This is a genomic window from Roseburia sp. OM02-15, from assembly GCF_003481835.1.
Lineage (GTDB): Bacteria > Bacillota > Clostridia > Lachnospirales > Lachnospiraceae > Eubacterium_I > Eubacterium_I ramulus_A.
Map to the genome: position 1 here is coordinate 217,427 of NZ_QULX01000004.1, position 18,893 is coordinate 236,319.

At 45.1% G+C, this 18,893-nt stretch carries 17 protein-coding genes; 1 reads left to right on the forward strand and 16 read right to left on the reverse strand.

Annotation, left to right across the window (positions count from 1 at the left end; genetic code table 11):
• Window positions 1–184: 184 nt before the first annotated feature.
• The 4 genes from DXB15_RS05910 to DXB15_RS05925 form a co-directional block, all read right to left on the reverse strand.
• Window positions 185–1,918, reverse strand: coding sequence for an NADH-dependent [FeFe] hydrogenase, group A6 (locus DXB15_RS05910; protein WP_109215606.1), 1,734 nt, complete (start codon window positions 1,916–1,918; stop codon window positions 185–187).
• Window positions 1,912–3,744: an NAD(P)-binding protein gene (locus DXB15_RS05915; RefSeq protein ID WP_109215607.1), complete on the reverse strand. Its 1,833-nt coding sequence runs from the start codon at window positions 3,742–3,744 to the stop codon at window positions 1,912–1,914. The genes DXB15_RS05910 and DXB15_RS05915 overlap by 7 nt, the downstream gene beginning before the upstream one ends.
• Before the next feature lie 368 nt (window positions 3,745–4,112).
• Window positions 4,113–4,682, reverse strand: a complete 570-nt coding sequence (scpB, locus tag DXB15_RS05920; protein ID WP_109215608.1) for an SMC-Scp complex subunit ScpB — start codon at window positions 4,680–4,682, stop codon at window positions 4,113–4,115.
• A gap of 6 nt (window positions 4,683–4,688) precedes the next feature.
• Window positions 4,689–5,456 carry a segregation and condensation protein A gene (locus DXB15_RS05925; protein ID WP_109215609.1) on the reverse strand — a complete coding sequence of 256 codons (768 nt, stop codon included), beginning with the start codon at window positions 5,454–5,456 and terminating at the stop codon, window positions 4,689–4,691.
• Between the two features lie 160 nt (window positions 5,457–5,616).
• Between DXB15_RS05925 and DXB15_RS05930 the strand changes: the two genes are divergently transcribed.
• Window positions 5,617–6,885 carry a D-alanyl-D-alanine carboxypeptidase family protein gene (locus tag DXB15_RS05930; RefSeq protein WP_118702313.1) on the forward strand — a complete coding sequence of 423 codons (1,269 nt, stop codon included), beginning with the start codon at window positions 5,617–5,619 and terminating at the stop codon, window positions 6,883–6,885.
• A gap of 70 nt (window positions 6,886–6,955) precedes the next feature.
• Here the strand turns inward: DXB15_RS05930 and DXB15_RS05935 are convergent, their stop codons facing one another.
• From DXB15_RS05935 to rimP, 12 genes are all read right to left on the reverse strand, one after another.
• A complete protein-coding gene (locus DXB15_RS05935; RefSeq protein WP_109215611.1) occupies window positions 6,956–7,840 on the reverse strand; it encodes a S8 family peptidase in 885 nt (294 codons plus the stop codon).
• 121 nt (window positions 7,841–7,961) lie between these two features.
• On the reverse strand, window positions 7,962–10,046 hold the full coding sequence (locus tag DXB15_RS05940) for a polyribonucleotide nucleotidyltransferase (RefSeq protein WP_109215612.1): 2,085 nt from the start codon (window positions 10,044–10,046) through the stop codon (window positions 7,962–7,964).
• A gap of 194 nt (window positions 10,047–10,240) precedes the next feature.
• The gene (rpsO, locus tag DXB15_RS05945; RefSeq protein WP_022036754.1) at window positions 10,241–10,507 is read right to left on the reverse strand and encodes a 30S ribosomal protein S15; all 267 of its coding nucleotides are present in this window, start codon (window positions 10,505–10,507) and stop codon (window positions 10,241–10,243) included.
• A gap of 193 nt (window positions 10,508–10,700) precedes the next feature.
• Window positions 10,701–11,627, reverse strand: a complete 927-nt coding sequence (locus tag DXB15_RS05950) for a bifunctional riboflavin kinase/FAD synthetase (RefSeq protein WP_118702314.1) — start codon at window positions 11,625–11,627, stop codon at window positions 10,701–10,703.
• Between the two features lie 9 nt (window positions 11,628–11,636).
• Entirely contained in the window at window positions 11,637–12,542 is a 906-nt protein-coding gene (gene truB / locus DXB15_RS05955; protein ID WP_118702315.1) for a tRNA pseudouridine(55) synthase TruB, read from the reverse strand.
• A complete protein-coding gene (locus tag DXB15_RS05960; RefSeq protein WP_109215632.1) occupies window positions 12,524–13,513 on the reverse strand; it encodes a DHH family phosphoesterase in 990 nt (329 codons plus the stop codon). The genes truB and DXB15_RS05960 overlap by 19 nt, the downstream gene beginning before the upstream one ends.
• A 10-nt stretch (window positions 13,514–13,523) precedes the next feature.
• Window positions 13,524–13,892 (reverse strand): 30S ribosome-binding factor RbfA, encoded by a 369-nt coding sequence (rbfA, locus tag DXB15_RS05965; protein WP_109215615.1) that lies wholly within the window; start codon window positions 13,890–13,892, stop codon window positions 13,524–13,526.
• A 17-nt stretch (window positions 13,893–13,909) separates the two neighbouring features.
• On the reverse strand, window positions 13,910–16,549 hold the full coding sequence (gene infB, locus DXB15_RS05970; protein ID WP_118702316.1) for a translation initiation factor IF-2: 2,640 nt from the start codon (window positions 16,547–16,549) through the stop codon (window positions 13,910–13,912).
• A gap of 12 nt (window positions 16,550–16,561) precedes the next feature.
• Entirely contained in the window at window positions 16,562–16,882 is a 321-nt protein-coding gene (locus DXB15_RS05975) for a L7Ae/L30e/S12e/Gadd45 family ribosomal protein (RefSeq protein WP_109215617.1), read from the reverse strand.
• On the reverse strand, window positions 16,872–17,141 hold the full coding sequence (rnpM, locus tag DXB15_RS05980; RefSeq protein WP_109215618.1) for an RNase P modulator RnpM: 270 nt from the start codon (window positions 17,139–17,141) through the stop codon (window positions 16,872–16,874). Before rnpM ends, DXB15_RS05975 begins: the two co-directional genes overlap by 11 nt.
• Window positions 17,134–18,363 (reverse strand): transcription termination factor NusA, encoded by a 1,230-nt coding sequence (gene nusA, locus DXB15_RS05985; protein ID WP_109215619.1) that lies wholly within the window; start codon window positions 18,361–18,363, stop codon window positions 17,134–17,136. The genes rnpM and nusA overlap by 8 nt, the downstream gene beginning before the upstream one ends.
• A gap of 21 nt (window positions 18,364–18,384) precedes the next feature.
• Window positions 18,385–18,852, reverse strand: coding sequence for a ribosome maturation factor RimP (gene rimP, locus DXB15_RS05990; RefSeq protein ID WP_109215620.1), 468 nt, complete (start codon window positions 18,850–18,852; stop codon window positions 18,385–18,387).
• Window positions 18,853–18,893: the final 41 nt, after the last annotated feature.

The following is an 18,893-nucleotide window of genomic DNA, read 5'->3' on the forward strand; positions in this document are numbered from 1 at the left end:
ATTGATTCAGAACGTAAAACAAGTTTACATATTTCTGCATTAATTCAGAACATAAAACACAAAAGTACTCCCTGCCTGCATAACCTGACTTTTCTTTCCCATAACATTGTGTTTTCCCTGTACAACAAAACAGGAGCCAGCTAAAAAGCTAACTCCTGCTATCAGTGATTCCACAACCTATTGATTATCTCTGATTCGGCATTTTCCATGCTTCATGATCCGTATGTAACAGTTCATGAGATTTATGAGATAACGGTTTCTCAAAGAAATCTTCATACGCTTTGATCACAGACGGATTCTCATGAGAGAAACGAAGCGGATTCTTCTTATCCAGATGATACAGATTTCTTCTACGTACATCTGCAAGCTCCACGCCATCGGTGATTGGCTGACCACCGCCGCCAACGCAACCGCCCGGACAAGCCATCACTTCCACGAAATGGTATTCCGCTTCACCGGAACGGATTTTCTCCATCAGTTTTCTGGTATTGCCAAGTCCGTTGACAATAGCTGCTTTGATCTTGATGCCTGCGATCTCAAGCTCTGCTTCACGGATACCGTCCATACCACGTACCATTTTGAACATCTCAGGATCTGGATTTTTGCCATTTAATACATAGTATGCGGTTCTTAAAGCTGCCTCCATAACACCGCCGGTTGCGCCAAAGATGACACCTGCACCGGAGCCAATGCCTAACGGCTGGTCAAACTCTTCCTCCTCTAAGAATGCCGGAGAAACAAGTTCTGCCTTCAATACACGGTCTAACTCTCTGGTTGTCAGAGACAGATCTACATCCGGACCTGCTCCCGCATCATCCATTCCCGGAATTTCACACTCATGTTTTTTTGCCACACAAGGCATAATGGAAACACTGAAAATTCTGGACGGATCTACATCCAGGATCTGTGCATAATAAGATTTTGCTACAGCGCCAAACATCTGCTGCGGAGATTTTGCGGTAGACAGATTTTTTGTCATGTCAGGATACTGAGATTTTACAAAGCGGACCCAACCCGGACAGCAGGACGTAAACATTGGCCATGAATACTGATCTGCATGTGTCATACGCTCCAAAAACTCATTTCCTTCTTCCATAATGGTCAGATCGGCAGAAAAGTTGGTATCAAATACATAGTCAACACCAAGGGCTCGCACCGCTGCTGCCAGTCTCTTCTCTGTTGCCATCTCCCGTGGAAGATCTAAGCCCTCACCCCATGCTGCACGGACAGCAGGTGCGATCTGAACAACCACGATTTTCTCCGGATCATGAACTGCATTCATGAACGGATCAATATCATCACGCTCATACAGCGCACCAACCGGACAGTGGGTGATACACTGTCCACAGACTGCACAGTCGGATTCTGTAATCTTCTTTCTGCCAGATACGCCAACGCTGGTACGTTTTCCAGTATTGATCATATCCCAGATTCCAAGTCCCTGTACTTTCTCACAGATCTGAACACAACGCATACATTTGATACACTTGCTTGCATTACGGATCAGTGGGAAATCCTGCGGCCATTCATTTACTTCATAATGTTCTTCAAACGGAACTTCCCCGATATTCAGTTCATTTGCCACCGTCTGCAGACTGCAATTTCCACTTTTCACACAGGAAGTACAATGTGCATCATGCTCAGACAGAATAAACTGAACGTTCATACGGCGGGCATGCTGCGCTTTATAACTGTTTGTATAGACAACCATTCCTTCTTCTACTACGGTATTACAGGAAGCTACCAATGTCTCTTTGCCCTCTATTTCTACCACACAGATACGGCAGGATGCGATCTCATTTATCTCTTTTAAGTAACACAATGTCGGAATCTTGATGCCCACCTGAGCAGCAGCTGCCAGAATTGTCGTACCCTCCGGCACCTGAACTTTTTTATTGTTAATTGTTAAATTTACCATTCGAACTCTCTGCCTCCTCTCAGTGTGGCGCAACCATAATGATCGCATCGTAAGCAACGGCTTGCTTCCTGCTCTGCTTCTTCGCAGCTCATTGGAAGTTCAATTGCTTCAAAGTTTGTTCTTCTTGCCCATGCCTCTACTTCCTGAAGGTTGACACGTCCACAAGGAACTTTGTCATTCAGCATCGGCTCAGGAATTGCAACATCACAACTGATCGGATGATGACAGCCAAGATATTCGTCAATATTTGCTGCAGCGGCTTTACCTGCTGCGATTGCTTTGATTACTGTGGATGGACCGGATACACAGTCACCGCCTGCATATACGCCAACCATGTTGGCAGCACCACCTTCATTGGCAACGATGCGTCCCCAGTTGGTAGCAAGACCGAAATCAGCAAACGGCTGAGATACGATATCCTGTCCGATGGCAACCAGAACGATATCACATTCCATACGTTCTTCCGGTTTGTTTGCCTTACGCGGGGAAGGTCTGCCTCCTCTTACCGGTCCGATGATCTGCGGCTGTACCCAGAGTGCACATGCGTTTCCTTCTGCATCGGCTTCTACACGAAGCGGTGCTTTTAAGGTAACAAGCTCGATTCCCTCTGCCACAGCACCTTCTACCTCTGCCGGAAGTGCAGTCATATCTTCCTGGCGTCTGCGGTATACGATACTTACAGTCTCTGCATTGGCACGAATTGCAGTTCTCGCACAGTCCATTGCCACGTTTCCGCCACCGACAACAACGACACGTTTGCCGGTGTAATCCGGATATTTTCCATCGCCGATCTCACGCAGCATATCAACCGCAGAGATTACATTTTTGCTGTCCTCGCCTTCCAGACCAAGTTTTTTATCGGTATGTGCACCAATTGCCACATAAGTTGCATCGTAAAATTTATGAATCTCCTTCATTTCTTCTGTACCGATATTTTGATTCATTTTTACTTCTACACCGGTAGCAAGAATTGCATCAATATCCTCCTGCAGACGTTCACGTGGGAAACGGTAGTTTGGAATACCGTAACGAAGCATACCGCCAAGGTGCTGCTTCTCCTCAAATACAGTACAATGATGTCCCATTAACTGCAAGAAATAAGCAGCTGTCAGACCACTCGGACCACCGCCGATAATGGCAATATTTTTGCCTGTTGACGGTGCACATTCCGGAACCGGTACCTGATTGGACGGTGCATTGTCCACGATATATCGTTTGATACCACGGATATTGATGGAATCATCAATGATATTTCTGCGGCATCTTGCCTCACACGGATGCTCACAGATCAGGGCACATGCAGTCGGGAACGGGTTGTCCTTACGGATCAGACGAACCGCATCCTCACAACGTCCCTCTCCTGCCAGTGCGATATATCCCGGGATGTCTACATGTGCCGGACAGAGTGTTACGCAAGGAATCGGTTGCTCGAATGATCCCAGACATCTGTGTTCTGTAATATGGGAAATATAATCTTCTTTGAAACCTTCCAGACCTGCCAGCACCATACGCGCGGATTCAAAACCAATGGCACAATCAGCAGAGTTTTTAATATTTTCTGCTGTCTGCTCAATCAATTTCAAGGTGTCCATGGTCGCTTCATTATCCAGAACCTTCTCCAGAAGATCTTCTAACTGTCCCAGACCGATGCGACATGGAACACATTTTCCACATGTCTGTGCATGACATACTTTTAAGAATGCCAGCTGCATATCTACCGGACAGACTCCCGGTGGATTTGCCACAATTCGCTGTGTAAATTCTTTCATAAGCTGTTCCGTCGTAGAATTTACTTTGTCAGCTGATACTACTGATAATCTGCTCATATCCTATCCTCCTAAACCTTTACCACTGTAAAGTCGGTTGCATCACGATGATTTTATGTAAATTCCAGAACTGCTTTTTGTATATTTTTTACATATTTTCATCCGTTTCGCAACGCCCATGTGTCGTATATTAATATAGGATTGTATTTATTTCAATACTGATAAATGGGTTATCAGGTTTCCGGTTAGTCACTTTAACCTATTTTTACAACCTATTTTTGTGTATTTTGTACAAATCATCACAAAGGATATTAGCACTTGTTTATAATAGTCAATTAATTAACAATGTTTTTAATCGAATTCGTATAATTTTGCCACTTAATTTTGTGAACTTTTTTATTCTGTTTTATTTTGTTTCGTTCTGTTAATTACACTTTCAACTGAAGCTGCACTTCTTCCTCAGCTTCCTGCTTCAATTCCTCGATCTTATCCGGATTCATGTCCGGTAATTCTTCCACAGACTGCACATCAAAACAGCGTAAAAACTCTTCCGTGGTTCCAAACAAGATCGGTCGTCCCGGTGCATCCAGACGTCCTGCCTCCTGAATGAGTCCATAATCCAGAAGTTTATTAATGGCATGTTCACAGGATACCCCGCGGATTTTTTCAATCTCTACTTTTGTTACCGGCTGCTTATACGCAACAATCGATAACGTTTCCAATAATACATCCGTCAGCACCTGTTTGCGTGGCTGCTTTGCGATCCGGATCAGATATTCATACTGGGACGGTTTTGTACAGATCTGATACGCGCCATCCAGTTCCAGGATCTGCAGTCCACAGTTGGATGCCTGATAGCGGTCTGCCAGATTCCGCACGATCAGTTCTGCCTCCCGCTCTCCGACCTGCAGCGCAAACGCCAGTTTTTTCAGTTCTACCGAATCTCCCATTGCAAACAGAATCGCTTCTGCCGCTGCTTCGTATTCTTCAATTTTCATGTTTCTTTACTCCTGTATCTCCAATTCCGTTTTCGGGCATACGGTAATATAGATTTCGTCAAATAAATGTTCCTGTTCGATCTGTATCCGCCCGGTTTTCATCAGTTCCAGAATACCAAGGAAGGTTACAATGATCTCCACCTTACTTCCCTGCCGCTCCAGCAGATCCCGGAAAGAAAAACGTTCATGTTCCATGCAGTAAGTTTCCAGATAGATCATTTTTTCATCCAGTGACACTTCCTCCCGTTCGATTTTTCCAAATCTGGAACGGATCGGATCCATTTTATCAGTCTGTTTTTTCATGACTGATTCAAAAATCGCATGCAGCTTCTTCAGATCGTACCCTTTCGTCAATTCATCCAGATCCAGCGGTTCTTCATAAGAGCGCACTTCCTCCGGAATTGATGGATTTTTGAACAGACGGCGTCCCGCATCAATCTGCCGGTCTTTTAATTCCTGTGACATATATTTAAACAGCTTGTACTGCAGCAGCTGCTCCATCAGTTCCGCACGGGGATCGATTTCTTCTTCCTCCTCAGACTCTTCCTTGGGCAGAAGCCATTTGGACTTGATCTCCAGAAGCGTTGCCGCCATAACCAGAAATTCACTCATAATGTTCAGATCCTGACGCTGCATCTCCCGGATATAATCCAGATATTGGTTCGTAATCTCCACGATCGGAATATCATAAATACTCACCTTGTTTTTATCCAGTAAATGAAGCAGCAGATCCAACGGTCCCTCAAATACTTCCAGTTTTACCTTTAATTCCATAAGACACATTTTCTCCAATCTTACACTATTGTACTGAATCCCCGCAAAAATTCAAGGTCTTTCTCTGGTTTTTCCCTTTCTTCTCCCACTTTCTCCCTGTCAAACGCATAGTTTTTCCCACCGGCACATAAAAATATAGAAAAACATTCCGGGATTCTATATGAAAATAAGATTGAAACGCCACTTTTCTGTTTTTCTCGCGCTCCTGCTGCTGTTGTGCACCCTTCCTGTCACCACTTATGCCACAGAAATCTCTGCATCTGATACAGAAACTGCTGGCTCTGCCCCTTCCGTTACCGCGCCATGCGCCCTCTTAATGGATGCTGCCACCGGTACGATCCTGTATGAAAAAAATTCCACCGAAGAACGCCCGCTGGCAAGCGTCACCAAAATCATGACACTGCTTTTGATTTTTCAGGCACTGGAAGCCGGACAGATTCATCTGGAAGACACGGTAACGATTTCAGAACATGCTGCCGGCATGGGCGGTTCTCAGGTGTACTTAGAGCCAAACGAAACCCAGACGGTGGAAACTCTAATCAAATGTATCACCGTTGCCAGTGCCAATGATGCCTGTGTTGCCATGGCAGAACTGATCAGCGGAAGTGAAGATGCCTTTGTTCAGAAAATGAATGAAACTGCTGCCTCCCTTGGCATGACACATACAAATTTTGTAAACTGCTGCGGACTCGATGCAGACAATCATTATTCCTGCGCCAATGACATCGCCCTGATGTCACGGGAACTTACGGTTAATCATCCGACAATTTTTGATTATACCAAAATCTGGCAGGAAGATATCATTCACCATACTGCCCGGGGCGATTCTGCCTTTACCCTCAGCAATACGAACCATCTGATCAAGCAGTATCCTTATGCCACCGGACTGAAAACCGGTTTTACCTCCAAAGCCGGTTTCTGTCTCTCCGCAACCGCAACGAAAGATTCGCTCAGTCTGATTGCAGTCGTTATGGGCGCCGCAAGCAGCAAAGAACGCATTGCAGATGTGAAATCCATGTTCGACTGGGGATTTGCCAACTGCCGCGTGTATACAGATGAAAATCAGGATGTCTTACCGGACATTTTGGTTTCCAGAGGCAGTCAGTCACAGCTTTCACTGCAATATGAATCCGCTTTCCATTATCTTGACACCCAAAATACCAGTGGAGAATTGGAGAAAAAATTAGAGCTCCCGGATCGTGTGGAAGCTCCAATTCAAAAGGGTGACGTGATCGGCAAAGCTGTGTATACACTAAACAGCGAAAATGTGGGATCTGTTAACATTCTTGCTGCCAATAGTATTCCGTTACTTACTTTGAAAGATGCATGGGTACAGATTGTATCCCGGTTCTTCCTGAACAATAGTAACCACAGCTCAAATGGAGAACCTTCCGTTGCTAAGAATTACTGCTCTCATCAATATTTCTAGCGCACAAAACGAACATTCACCATCCGCCTTTACCACTTACTCATGCCCCCAGTTCCTTTGCGATCTATATTTAATATACAGATAGTAATTTTCGAAGATCAATGGTTCCCCAGCATTTTATCCGGCGATCCATCCCGGTACGGTCCGCGCTGCGATACAACTGTAATTTTACCTCATTTGGTGTCAGAGAAGGATCTTTGCTCAAAAGTAACGCAATGATACCAGATACAATTGGCACCGCCATGGAAGTTCCACTCTTTTTCACATAACTTCCCTGACGCGTGCCACAACTGATAATATCCGTTCCCGGCATCACGATCTCCGGTTTTACCACACAGGACGCTGTCGGCCCCCGCCCGGAATACAGGCTCAGTTCCCGCCTGGTTTCACTGCAGCTATCCAAGCTTCCCACCGTAATAATTTTCTTTGAGATCCCGGGACTGGTCACCGTATGTTCTCCCGGCCCATTGTTGCCTGCGGCTGCCAGTACCACAATCCCCTGATCCCAGGCACGTTCTACACATTGCAACAGACGCTTCTGCAATTCCGGCTGTACCCGTTCCAACATACCAACAGAGATATTCATAATTCGTATTTTCTGCGTATGTCTCTGATTGTATGCAACAATATCCTCTACTGCCTGACAGGTATCCTGAATTTTTCCGTTTCCGTTTTTATCCAAAACCTTACAGCTCCACAAATAGCACCCCGGTGCAACTCCATGAATGGCTCCTTTCCCACCGGCTCCTATGATTCCGCTGATATGCGTTCCATGTCCGTTATCATCATAAGGCTGCGGACGCTGTCTGATATAATCCCGAAATCCGGCAATTCTCCCCTGCAGATCGGTATGGGGAGAAATTCCCGTATCCAGCACCGCTACAAGAATACCCTGTCCGAAAATCCCCTGTCTGTATGCAGCAGACGCATGAATATATTTTAAGATTCTTTCCATATAGTAATATATTCTGCCTGGCAGAAAGTGCTTTTGTCCGGGAAAATTTTAACGAAATTTCCAATTTTAGCCAAAACAAAACCGGCAGGCATCTGCCCACCGGTTTTTATTTCATCATTTATTATTTTACATCTTTCATGCTGAAGCTGATTCTTCCCATCTTGTCTTTTCCAAGGCAAACAACGGTAACCTTGTCGCCAAGTGTCAGAACGTCTTCTACACGGTTGATACGCTCTTTGGAAATCTTGGAAATATGAACCATTCCCTCTTTGCCCGGAGCGAACTCGATGAATGCACCAAACTCTTTAATGCTTACGACTTTACCTGTAAGAACCTGACCTGCCTCGAAATCTGTTACGATGATGCGGATCAGCTCTGCTGCACGGTTCATCATGTCTGCGTCTGTACCACAGATAGATACGGAACCGTCATCTGTAATGTCGATCTTAACACCAGTCTGCTCGATGATGGCATTGATGGTCTTTCCTCTCTGACCAACAACATCACCGATCTTCTGCGGATCGATCTGCATGGAGATGATCTTCGGTGCATATTTTCCAACCTGTGCTCTCGGCTCAGCGATCGCCGGTTTCATAACTTCATCCAGAATGTAAAGTCTTGCTTCACGTGTTCTTGCAATAGCTTCCTCTACGATCGGTCTTGTCAGTCCGTGGATCTTGATATCCATCTGGATTGCTGTGATACCGTCATGTGTTCCGGCTACTTTAAAGTCCATATCGCCAAAGAAATCTTCCAGACCCTGGATATCTGTCAGAACGATGTAATCATCATCTGTCTCGCCTGTTACCAGACCACAGGAAATACCTGCAACCGGTTTCTTGATCGGTACACCTGCTGCCATCAGAGACATGGTAGATGCACAGATACTTGCCTGAGAAGTAGATCCATTGGACTCAAATGTCTCAGATACAGTACGGATTGCATACGGGAATTCTTCCTCGCTCGGAAGTACCGGTACTAATGCTTTCTCAGCTAATGCTCCATGTCCGATCTCACGACGTCCCGGTCCTCTGGACGGTTTTGTCTCACCTACAGAGTAGGACGGGAAGTTGTAGTGATGCATGTAACGTTTGCTTGTAATATTCTCATCCAATCCGTCTACTTTCTGAACTTCAGATAACGGAGCCAGAGTTGTGATCGTACAGATCTGTGTCTGTCCACGGGTAAACATTGCAGAACCATGAACTCGCGGAATCAGGTCAACTTCTGCTGCCAGCGGACGGATCTGTGTGATGGCACGACCATCCGGACGTTTGTGATCTTTTAAGATCATCTTACGAACAGTCTTTTTCTGATACTGATATACTGCCTCGCCAAGAACTGCAAGCCACTCTTCGTTCTCTGCAAATGCCTCTTCCAGTTTCTCTGTGATGACACGGATATTCTCCTCACGAACCTGTTTTACATCCGTAAATACAGCTTCTTCCATCTCTTCCGGTGTTACGATCTCGCGCATTGCTGCGAACATTTCTTCCGGAACTGCACAGCTTGTATACTCATGTTTTGGTTTGCCGATCTCAGCAACCATTTTGTTGATAAATTCGATAATTGTCTGGTTGATCTCATGAGCCATATAGATAGCTTCGATCATTTTCTCTTCTTTGATCTCGTTTGCGCCTGCCTCGATCATGATAACTTTCTCGGAAGTAGATGCAACAGTCAACTGAAGATCTCCGTTATCCCAGTCAGCCTGAGACGGGTTTACAACGAATTCGCCGTTTACCATACCGATCTGTGTAGTTGCACACGGTCCGCAGAACGGAATATCGGAAATACTTGTTGCGATAGCAGAACCAAGCATTGCAAGAAGCTCCGGACGGCACTCCGGATCAACGCTCATTACCATGTTATTTAAAGTAACGTCATTTCTGTAATCCTTCGGGAATAACGGACGCATCGGACGGTCGATAACACGTGCTGTTAAAACAGCGTTCTCAGATGCTTTTCCCTCACGTTTGTTAAATCCACCCGGGATTTTTCCTACAGAATACATTTTCTCTTCGAACTCTACGCTTAACGGGAAGAAATCGATTCCCTCACGCGGTTTTTCGGATGCAGTTGCTGTAGATAATACAACTGTATCTCCATAATGCATAAGAGCTGCGCCATTTGCCTGTGCGGCTACACGACCGATATCAACGCTTAATGTTCTTCCGGCCAGTTCCATTGAATAGGTTTTCTTCATTATTTTCTCTCCTTCTTTACTGTGGCAGGAGACCCGAAACTACTGATCTGTACAAAACTTTCCCACATCACACTTGCATCTATCCTTTGTACAAGTGATCCATGGTTTTGCACACATCAGCGGTCTCGGATAAACCCTCCCGCCAATCCAAAATAGAGCGGAAATTCCGCTCTATTCTGACAGCTATCCTGTTATTATTTTCTGATGCCTAATTTTGCGATCAGTGCACGATAACCTTCCAGATCTTTTTTCTGAAGGTAAGCAAGCATACCACGTCTCTGACCAACCATTTTCAGAAGACCTCTTCTGGAATGATGATCCTTCGGGTTCTCTTTCAGATGCTCTGTGAGCTCCTGGATTCTTGCTGTTAAGATTGCGATCTGTACTTCCGGTGATCCTGTATCGTTTGGTGTTCTACCATACTCTGCCATAATCGCTGCTTTTTTTTCTTTTGAAATCATCTTGATTTCCTCCTTTATTTTTTATAATCGCCCAATCACGCGTGTTTACTAAGTACCGGTCGGAGTGTCCGGGTACTGAGTATGGGCTTTTTACTCACGCCTAATCAATATATCATATTCAATCTGACTTGTAAACCACTTTCTGCAAAATCATCCACCGTCAGACTTACCAAAAATCATCTGCTATCTCTTTTTATGCTTCATGCACATTTTTCAGATATTCCTTACAAACCAAAATATCCCGGTCCATCTGTGCCTTTAATTCTGCCAGAGAACCAAATTTCCGCTCCGGGCGGATAAACTTCAGGAAAGACACTTTGATGTCCTTTCCGTACAGATTGCCTGAGTAGTCAAACAAAAATGTCTCTACGCCCATAGGATTGACCCCTTCAATGGTCGGCTTGCATCCCACGTTGCTGATACCGTCATACTGTTTTCCTTCTGCCAGAATCTCCACTGCATACACACCCTTTGGTGGAAGCAGTTTAAATTCTTCCGGGCGCTGATTTGCTGTCGGGATTCCGATGGTCCGTCCGATCTCGTTGCCGTGAAGCACCGGGCCGGTGAGAAAATAAGAATAGCCCAGCAGATAATTGGCTTCTTCCATATTTCCTTCTGCGATCTCCTTACGGATTCTCGTACTGCTGATATCCTCGCCTTTGTACTGTTTTTTCTTAACGATCACTGCCTCATAGCCCAGATCATCCGCATACTGCTGTAATTCCCGAAAGGAACCGGCACGCTGATATCCAAAATGAAAATCCGTGCCTGCCACGATCATTTTTACATTGATCTTCTCTTTCAGCATCTGCAAAAATGCATAGGGAGAAAGCTGACGGAAGTCATCGGTAAACGGGCATTCGATCAGATAATCCACTCCCGCTTCTGCGAAAATATGTGCTTTTTCTTCATTCGTAGATAACACATTGTACGTACCTTTGTGAATCGCTTTCGGTGGAATATCAAAGGTAAAGATCACACATTTGAGCCCCTGCTCCTTGCCTTTCTGCATAGCCTCCATCAGATAACGGTGTCCGCTGTGCAGACCGTCAAACTTGCCCAGAGTGATAACCGAAGGTTCTTCAATTTTAAAATCCAATGTATCTTTTATATATTTCATCCTTACTCGTTAATCCTCCAAAAACATTTTTGACGGACGGAACAGTCCAAGATCTTCCCGATATTCATAAACGGCTGCAAAACGTCCATCCGACATCCGGACACGCACTTTCATTTCCGGTTCCGGTTTTATCGTTTCCTGAAACTGCTGCAGCGCCATCTTATTGCCATTTTTTAACATAATGTCAAATTCCGGCTTTGCTGTCAGCACCGGATACACTTCAAATACATGTTCGATCGGGGTCACCACATCTTTTAATGTGCCAGCTTCTTTATATTCCTGTAAGGTGTCCAGCTTATATGCATCTTCCATGCGATATCCTGCTGCCTGAAGACGGACAAGGCTTTTCATAGCCGCACCGCAGCCAAGTTTCTGTCCAATGTCATGACACAACGTACGAATGTAAGTACCCTTGGAACAGGAAACCGTCATTGTTACGTACGGAAGTGCTATGTTTTCCACCTGAATCTTATAAATCGTCACCGGACGGGCTTTCCGCTCCACAGTGACACCGGCTCTGGCCAGATCACACAGTTTCTTTCCATTTACTTTCAATGCGGAATACATTGGCGGAACCTGATGGATCTCGCCTTCAAACTGCATCACCGCATCCATAACCTTCTGTTCCATAAGACCGGAAGTATCCACTTCTTTTAAAATGGTTCCCGTCAGATCCTGTGTATCCGTTTCCACGCCAAGCTGCATGACTGCACGATATACCTTATCCGAATCGGTCAGCATATCACAGACTTTCGTTGCTTTTCCAAGGCAGACTGGCAGCACGCCTTCCGCATCCGGATCTAACGTCCCGGTATGACCGATTTTCTTCTGTCCACAGATCCCGCGCATCCGCGCCACTACATCAAAAGAAGTATATCCTTTTTCCTTGTATACATTTATGATTCCGTTGTACATCCATCTTCCTCTTTTGTCTTTAACTGCTTTCTGACTTTTGCAAGTACTTTTTTGAGGATGTCATCCGGTTTTCCCTCGATGGACGCACCGGCTGCCCGGCAATGTCCGCCGCCGCCAAATTCTACGGCGATCGCTGCCACATCCACATAAGAAGCGGAACGAAGACTGACTTTATAAGTATCATTTTCATTCGGATATACAAACACAGCAGCCTCTACGCCCGTGGTAGAACGCAGGGTACTTACAATTCCATCCAGATCTTTTGGTTCCACATGAAATTTTTCCAGCTGTTTGCGCTTGATCACACTGGAAATACACATTCCGTCAAAATGCAGCTCCGCATCCATCAGTGCCTTTCCAAGAATCTGCTGCTGCGCAAAAGTACGGATATAGAATGTCTCGTCTACGATCCGGGAATAATCAATGCCCTTATCCATCAGTTTTCCCGCAATCTCCATCGTCTTCGATGAGGTGCAGGAATATTGAAACACACCTGTATCATGCACGATTCCAAGATAAATACACTCGGCAATCTCTTTTGTGATCTTGCTGCTATCTAAAAGCTGATAAACCAGTTCACAGGTAGAGCTTGCATTTGGGAAAATATAGTTAAAATCAGCAAAAGACTGGTTACTGATATGATGATCTACACAAAATGTGCTTTTTGCCACCTCAAAATACTGTCCTGCCAATCCCAGACGACCTGCATCCCCGCAATCCAGGGCAATAAACAGATCGTATTCTTTTTTACCGTCTGTCTCACGAATATGGCGAATCTTGTTCGCATTTTTCAAAAACAGAAATTTGTCCGGTATTGTCTCCAGATACACATCCGCCATAATGTCCGGATAATTGTCACAAATATAATTATATACTGCCAGGCAGGAGCCCACACAGTCGCCATCCGGCCGGATATGACCGGAAATAGCTACTGTATGGATTCCTTCCAAATATGAATCTAATGAAATCATGTCCATCCTCTTACTCTTCCTCTTTGCTGCCACCTGTTAATGCATCAATCTTCTTTGACATCTCAATGCCATATTCAATGGACTCATCCAGAATAAACCGAAGTTCCGGTGTATTTCTGAGATTCAGGGACTGTGCAAGACAACGTCTCGCATAGCCTGCTGCATTTTTCAATCCCTGAATGGTATCCTCTTTTTCTTTTTTGTCACCCAGTACACTGATATAAACCTTGCAGGTTTTCAGATCCGGAGCAACCTGTACCGCTGACACGGTGGTCAGCGGATGAATACGCGGGTCCTTGATCTCATTGCGGATGATCGTAGATAACTCACGCATTACTTCTTCATTTAAACGGGTATTTTTAATACTGTTTTTTCTCATATTCTGTCATCTCCAGACTATCTTGGTACTTCTACCATCTTATATGCTTCTACGACATCAAACTCTGCAATGTCGTTAAATCCTTCAAATACAAGACCACATTCATATCCGGCTTTTACTTCTTTGACATCGTCTTTGAAACGTTTCAGGGAAGCTAAATCACCCTCGAAGATCTGTTTTCCTTCTCTTGTGATACGAACTTTGCAGTTACGCTCAAATACACCATCCAGAATGTAAGAACCGGCAATGTTGCCGACACCGGAAGCTTTGAAGATCTGGCGAACTTCTGCATGACCGATGACTTTCTCCTCAAAGATCGGATCCAGCATACCTTTCATTGCTGCCTCGATATCCTCAATTGCTTTGTAAATAACGGAGTACAGACGAATGTCTACATGCTCCTGCTCTGCAGTTGCTTTTGCAGTTGCATCCGGTTTTACGTTAAATCCAATGATGATCGCATTGGATGCGGAAGCCAGAGAAACATCGGACTCGTTGATGGCACCAACACCGCCATGGATTACTTTTACAACTACTTCCTCGTTGGAAAGTTTGGTCAAACTCTGTTTTACTGCCTCTACAGAACCCTGAACGTCTGCTTTTACGATCAGTTCCAGCTCTTTTAAGTTGCCAGTCTGAATCTGTGAGAACAGATCATCCAGAGACATTCTGGATCTGGTCTCCTCAAGCATTTTCTCTCTGTTCTGGGATACAAAAGTATCTGCAAAGCTTCTTGCGTCCTTATCAGAATCACATGCAACGAATACTTCACCTGCATTCGGAACACTGTTCAGACCAAGGATCTCAACCGGTGTAGAAGGACCTGCCTCTTTGACACGTCTTCCCTTATCATCGATCATGGCACGTACTTTACCATAGCTGCTTCCTGCTGCGATCGGCTCTCCGACTTTTAAGGTACCTTTCTGAACCAGAACGGTTGCAACTGCACCACGTCCTTTATCCAGCTGTGCTTCGATAACAAGACCACGGGCTTTTCTCTTCGGATTTGCTTTCAGCTCAAGAATATCTGCTGTCAGCAGTACCATCTCAAGAAGTTCTGTGATGCCTTCTCCGGTACGTGCAGATACCGGTACACAGATGGTGCTTCCACCCCAGTCTTCCGGGATCAGTCCCTGCTCTGCAAGACCCTGTTTTACATAATCGATATTTGCGCTCTCTTTATCAATCTTGTTGATGGCTACAATGATCTCAATGCCTGCTGCTTTTGCATGGCTGATCGCCTCAATAGTCTGCGGCATGATTCCGTCATCAGCAGCAACTACCAGGATTGCGATATCCGTAGAATTTGCTCCACGCATACGCATAGCTGTAAATGCCTCATGACCCGGTGTATCAAGGAATGTGATCTTCTGTCCGTTGATCTGTACGACAGATGCACCGATATGCTGTGTGATACCACCTGCCTCGCGATCAGTTACATGAGTCTCACGAATGGCATCCAGCAGAGAAGTTTTACCATGGTCAACGTGTCCCATAACACATACAACCGGCGGTCTGGAAACCAGTGTGTTTTCATCCTCTTCTTCCTCTTTCAGAAGTTCAGCGATAACATCTACTTTCTCTTCCGGCTCAGCGATGCAGTTGAACTCCAGTGCGATCTCTTCTGCTTTCTCGTAATCAACTTCCTGGTTTACAGTTGCAAGAATACCCTGCATGAATAATTTTTCTACGACTTTGGAAGCCGGTACATCGATACGCTCTGCCAGCTCACGAACGGTCATAACTTCCGGCAGGGAAATGCTGCGAACTTCATCTGTCTTCTTTTCTGCCTGCGGCTGTGGCTGTGCATTCCGTTTTTTGTGTCCCGTCTTCTTCTCCAGGTTTACGTACTGCTCCTGTTTACGGTTCTTTCTTTCGTAATCCTGTTTGTTTTTCTTTTTATTTACGTGTGTATTCTCTTTTCCGCGCAATTCCTCGATGGACGCCTTGTTGTCACGGTTCATACGTGAAATATCGTGATCTAAGCGTCCTCTCGATTCTCTCGAACGGCCTGAATTGTCCTGTCGATTGTTTCGATTACCTCCAAAATTATTACCACCGCCGCGATTACCCTGGAAGCCTTTTTGATTATTGTTGTCTTTTCTTTCATAACGGCCATTTCTATCACCATTTTCCTGTCTTGCCGGTCTGTCACCATATCTTCTCTGTGGACGATCACCGTTTCTTGCCGGACGGTCACCATTTGGGCGCTGGGAACGGTCGCCGTCGTAACGTGGACGATCTCCATTCTGACGCTGTGGTCTGTCACCGTTCTGACGCTGACGATTGTCGTAACGTGGACGGTCACCATCCTGGCGCTGACGGTTCTCTCCGTTTGCACGCTGTGGACGATCTCCATTCTGGCGCTGCGGACGATCCCCGTTTCTGTTTCCGTTATTGGAACGACGATTGCTCATCTTGCTGTTCTGCGGATTGTATACAGCAGAAATGCTTGATTTTTTCTTCGGACGCTCTTTTTTATCTGCGTCTGCCTCGCCACTCTTTCCATATTTTCCTCTGACTAATGCAACCGCATTGTCTTCCAGTGTACTCATATGGCTGCTTACTTCTATATTATGTCCTTCCAGGAAAGTCATTACATCCTTTGCCGGTACATTATATTCTTTTGCTATTTCATGAACTCTGATTTTTGCCATTCTAGTTCCTCCCTATTCAGTTGTTGGTCTGTTATCTAACTGCTTCATGACAGATTTGGCAAAGCCCGGCTGCAGGATCGCTACCATAGAGCGGTACTCCTTGCCGATGCAATGACCAAGATCATCTTTACTTCCATAGATATACAGAGGGGTTTCATAAAAATCTGTCATATTTCTCATTTTCTTCTTTGTATTATCGGAAGCATCTTCTGCCACGATCACAACACACGCCAGACCGCCTTTGACGGCTTTCTCCACCGCAAATTCTCCACTGGCAATGCATCCGGCTTTCTGTGCAAGCCCCAGACCTGATAAAATCCTGTTATTCTGCAATCGTTTTCATCTCCTCTGTCAATTCCGCAATAATTTCTTTTGGTATACTCATTTTGAACGAACGTTCCAATCCGTGATTCTGGACTGCCTGATCCAGACACTCCATCTTTTTGCACAAATATGCTCCGCGGCCGTTTTTGCGACCTGCCGCGTCAATACAAAAGGTATTGTCCTGCATTTTCAAAACACGGATCATTTCTCTTTTTTCCCGCATTTCGTGACATCCCACACACATGCGCATCGGACTTTTCTTATTCATTCTCTCCATCCTCATCTTCGATTTCCGGAATATTAATGAATCCATCGTCATCGGAAGCATCTGTCGGATGATACTCCTCATTCATATCTTCCAGATCGATGTCGTTTAATTCTTCATCCTCGTAATCTTCTTCATAATCCATGAAGTCACCGGCTTCTCTTGCCTGTGTCTCACTCTTGATGTCGATCTTGAATCCGGTCAGGCGGGCTGCCAGACGTGCATTCTGACCTTCTTTACCGATTGCCAGGGAAAGCTGATAATCCGGAACAACAACTTTTGCCTTGTTCTCCTCTGCATCTGCAATAACGGAGATAACTTTTGCCGGGCTTAATGCATTCTCAATGAGCATAGCCGGGTTCTCATTCCAGTTGATGATATCGATCTTCTCACCGTTTAACTCTTCTACAATGGCATTGACACGGGCACCGTTCATACCAACGCATGCGCCTACCGGATCAACGTCCGGATCATTGGACCATACTGCCATCTTTGTACGGCTTCCTGCCTCACGGGCAATGCTCTTGATCTCAACGATACCGTCACGAACCTCTGCAACCTCTGCCTCAAACAGACGTTTTACCAGTTCCGGATGTGTTCTGGATACAAGTACTTTCGGTCCTTTGGAAGTAGATTTTACATCGATCACATATACTTTGATACGCTCGGTCGGCTCAAATGTCTCGCCCGGGATCATCTCGTTTTCACTGAGGACAGCGTCCACTTTACCAAGGTCAATACTTACATTGTTTCCAATATAACGCTGAACGATACCGGTTACAATATCTTTGGACATTCCATAATACTGATCAAAGATCACTTTGCGCTCTTCCTCACGGATTTTCTGTAAAATAACATTCTTTGCATTCTGTGTTGCGATACGTCCGAAATCTTTGGACTGGATCTCCTCATGGATCACATCGCCAAGTCCATGACCACCGCCGATCATCATTGCCTCTGCAAAGCTGATCTCTGTCAGCGGATCTGTCACTTCCTGTACGACGGTTTTCTCAGCGTAAACATGAAACTCACAAGTCTCCGGATCGATGGTAACTTTGATATTGTCAGCTTTTCCAAAATGGTTTTTACATGCTGTCAGCAGTGAGTTCTCAATTGCTTCCAGTAATGTATCCTTGCTGATATTTTTTTCTTTTTCTAAAATTGTCAATGCTTCCAGTAACTCTCTGCTCTCAGCATTTTTTTTGCTCTTGCTGCTTTTTGCCATTTTTTCCTTTTTCCTCCTGTTCTAAAAATCAAATGCCAGTCTGATCAGTGCGATCTCGTTTTTCTGGAAAGTAAGTGCTTCACCTTCCTCCGGCTGAATCGTTACGGTATCTTCTGTATATCCGGTCAGAATTCCATAAAATTCTTTCTGACGGTTGATTGCACGATAAGTACGGATCTCTAATTCTTTTCCCATACTTCTCACATAATCTTTTTCTTTTTTCAGCGGTCTGCCAAGTCCCGGGGAACTTACCTCGAATACATAAGAATCGGCAATAAAATCCTTCTCATCCAGCAGATCGTTCATTCTGCGGGCAACTGCCTCACAATCATTGACGGTAATGCCGCCCTCTTTATCGATGTAGGCGCGTAAATACCAGGTGCTTCCCTCTTTTACATATTCCACATCTACCAGTTCAAAATTCATTTCTTCCATGATCGGAAGTAATAAGGCTTCTGTACGTGCTTCATAATCTTCGCGTTTTGACATCTTTGTCACCTTCTTTCTCAGATTTCACTATACAACAACTA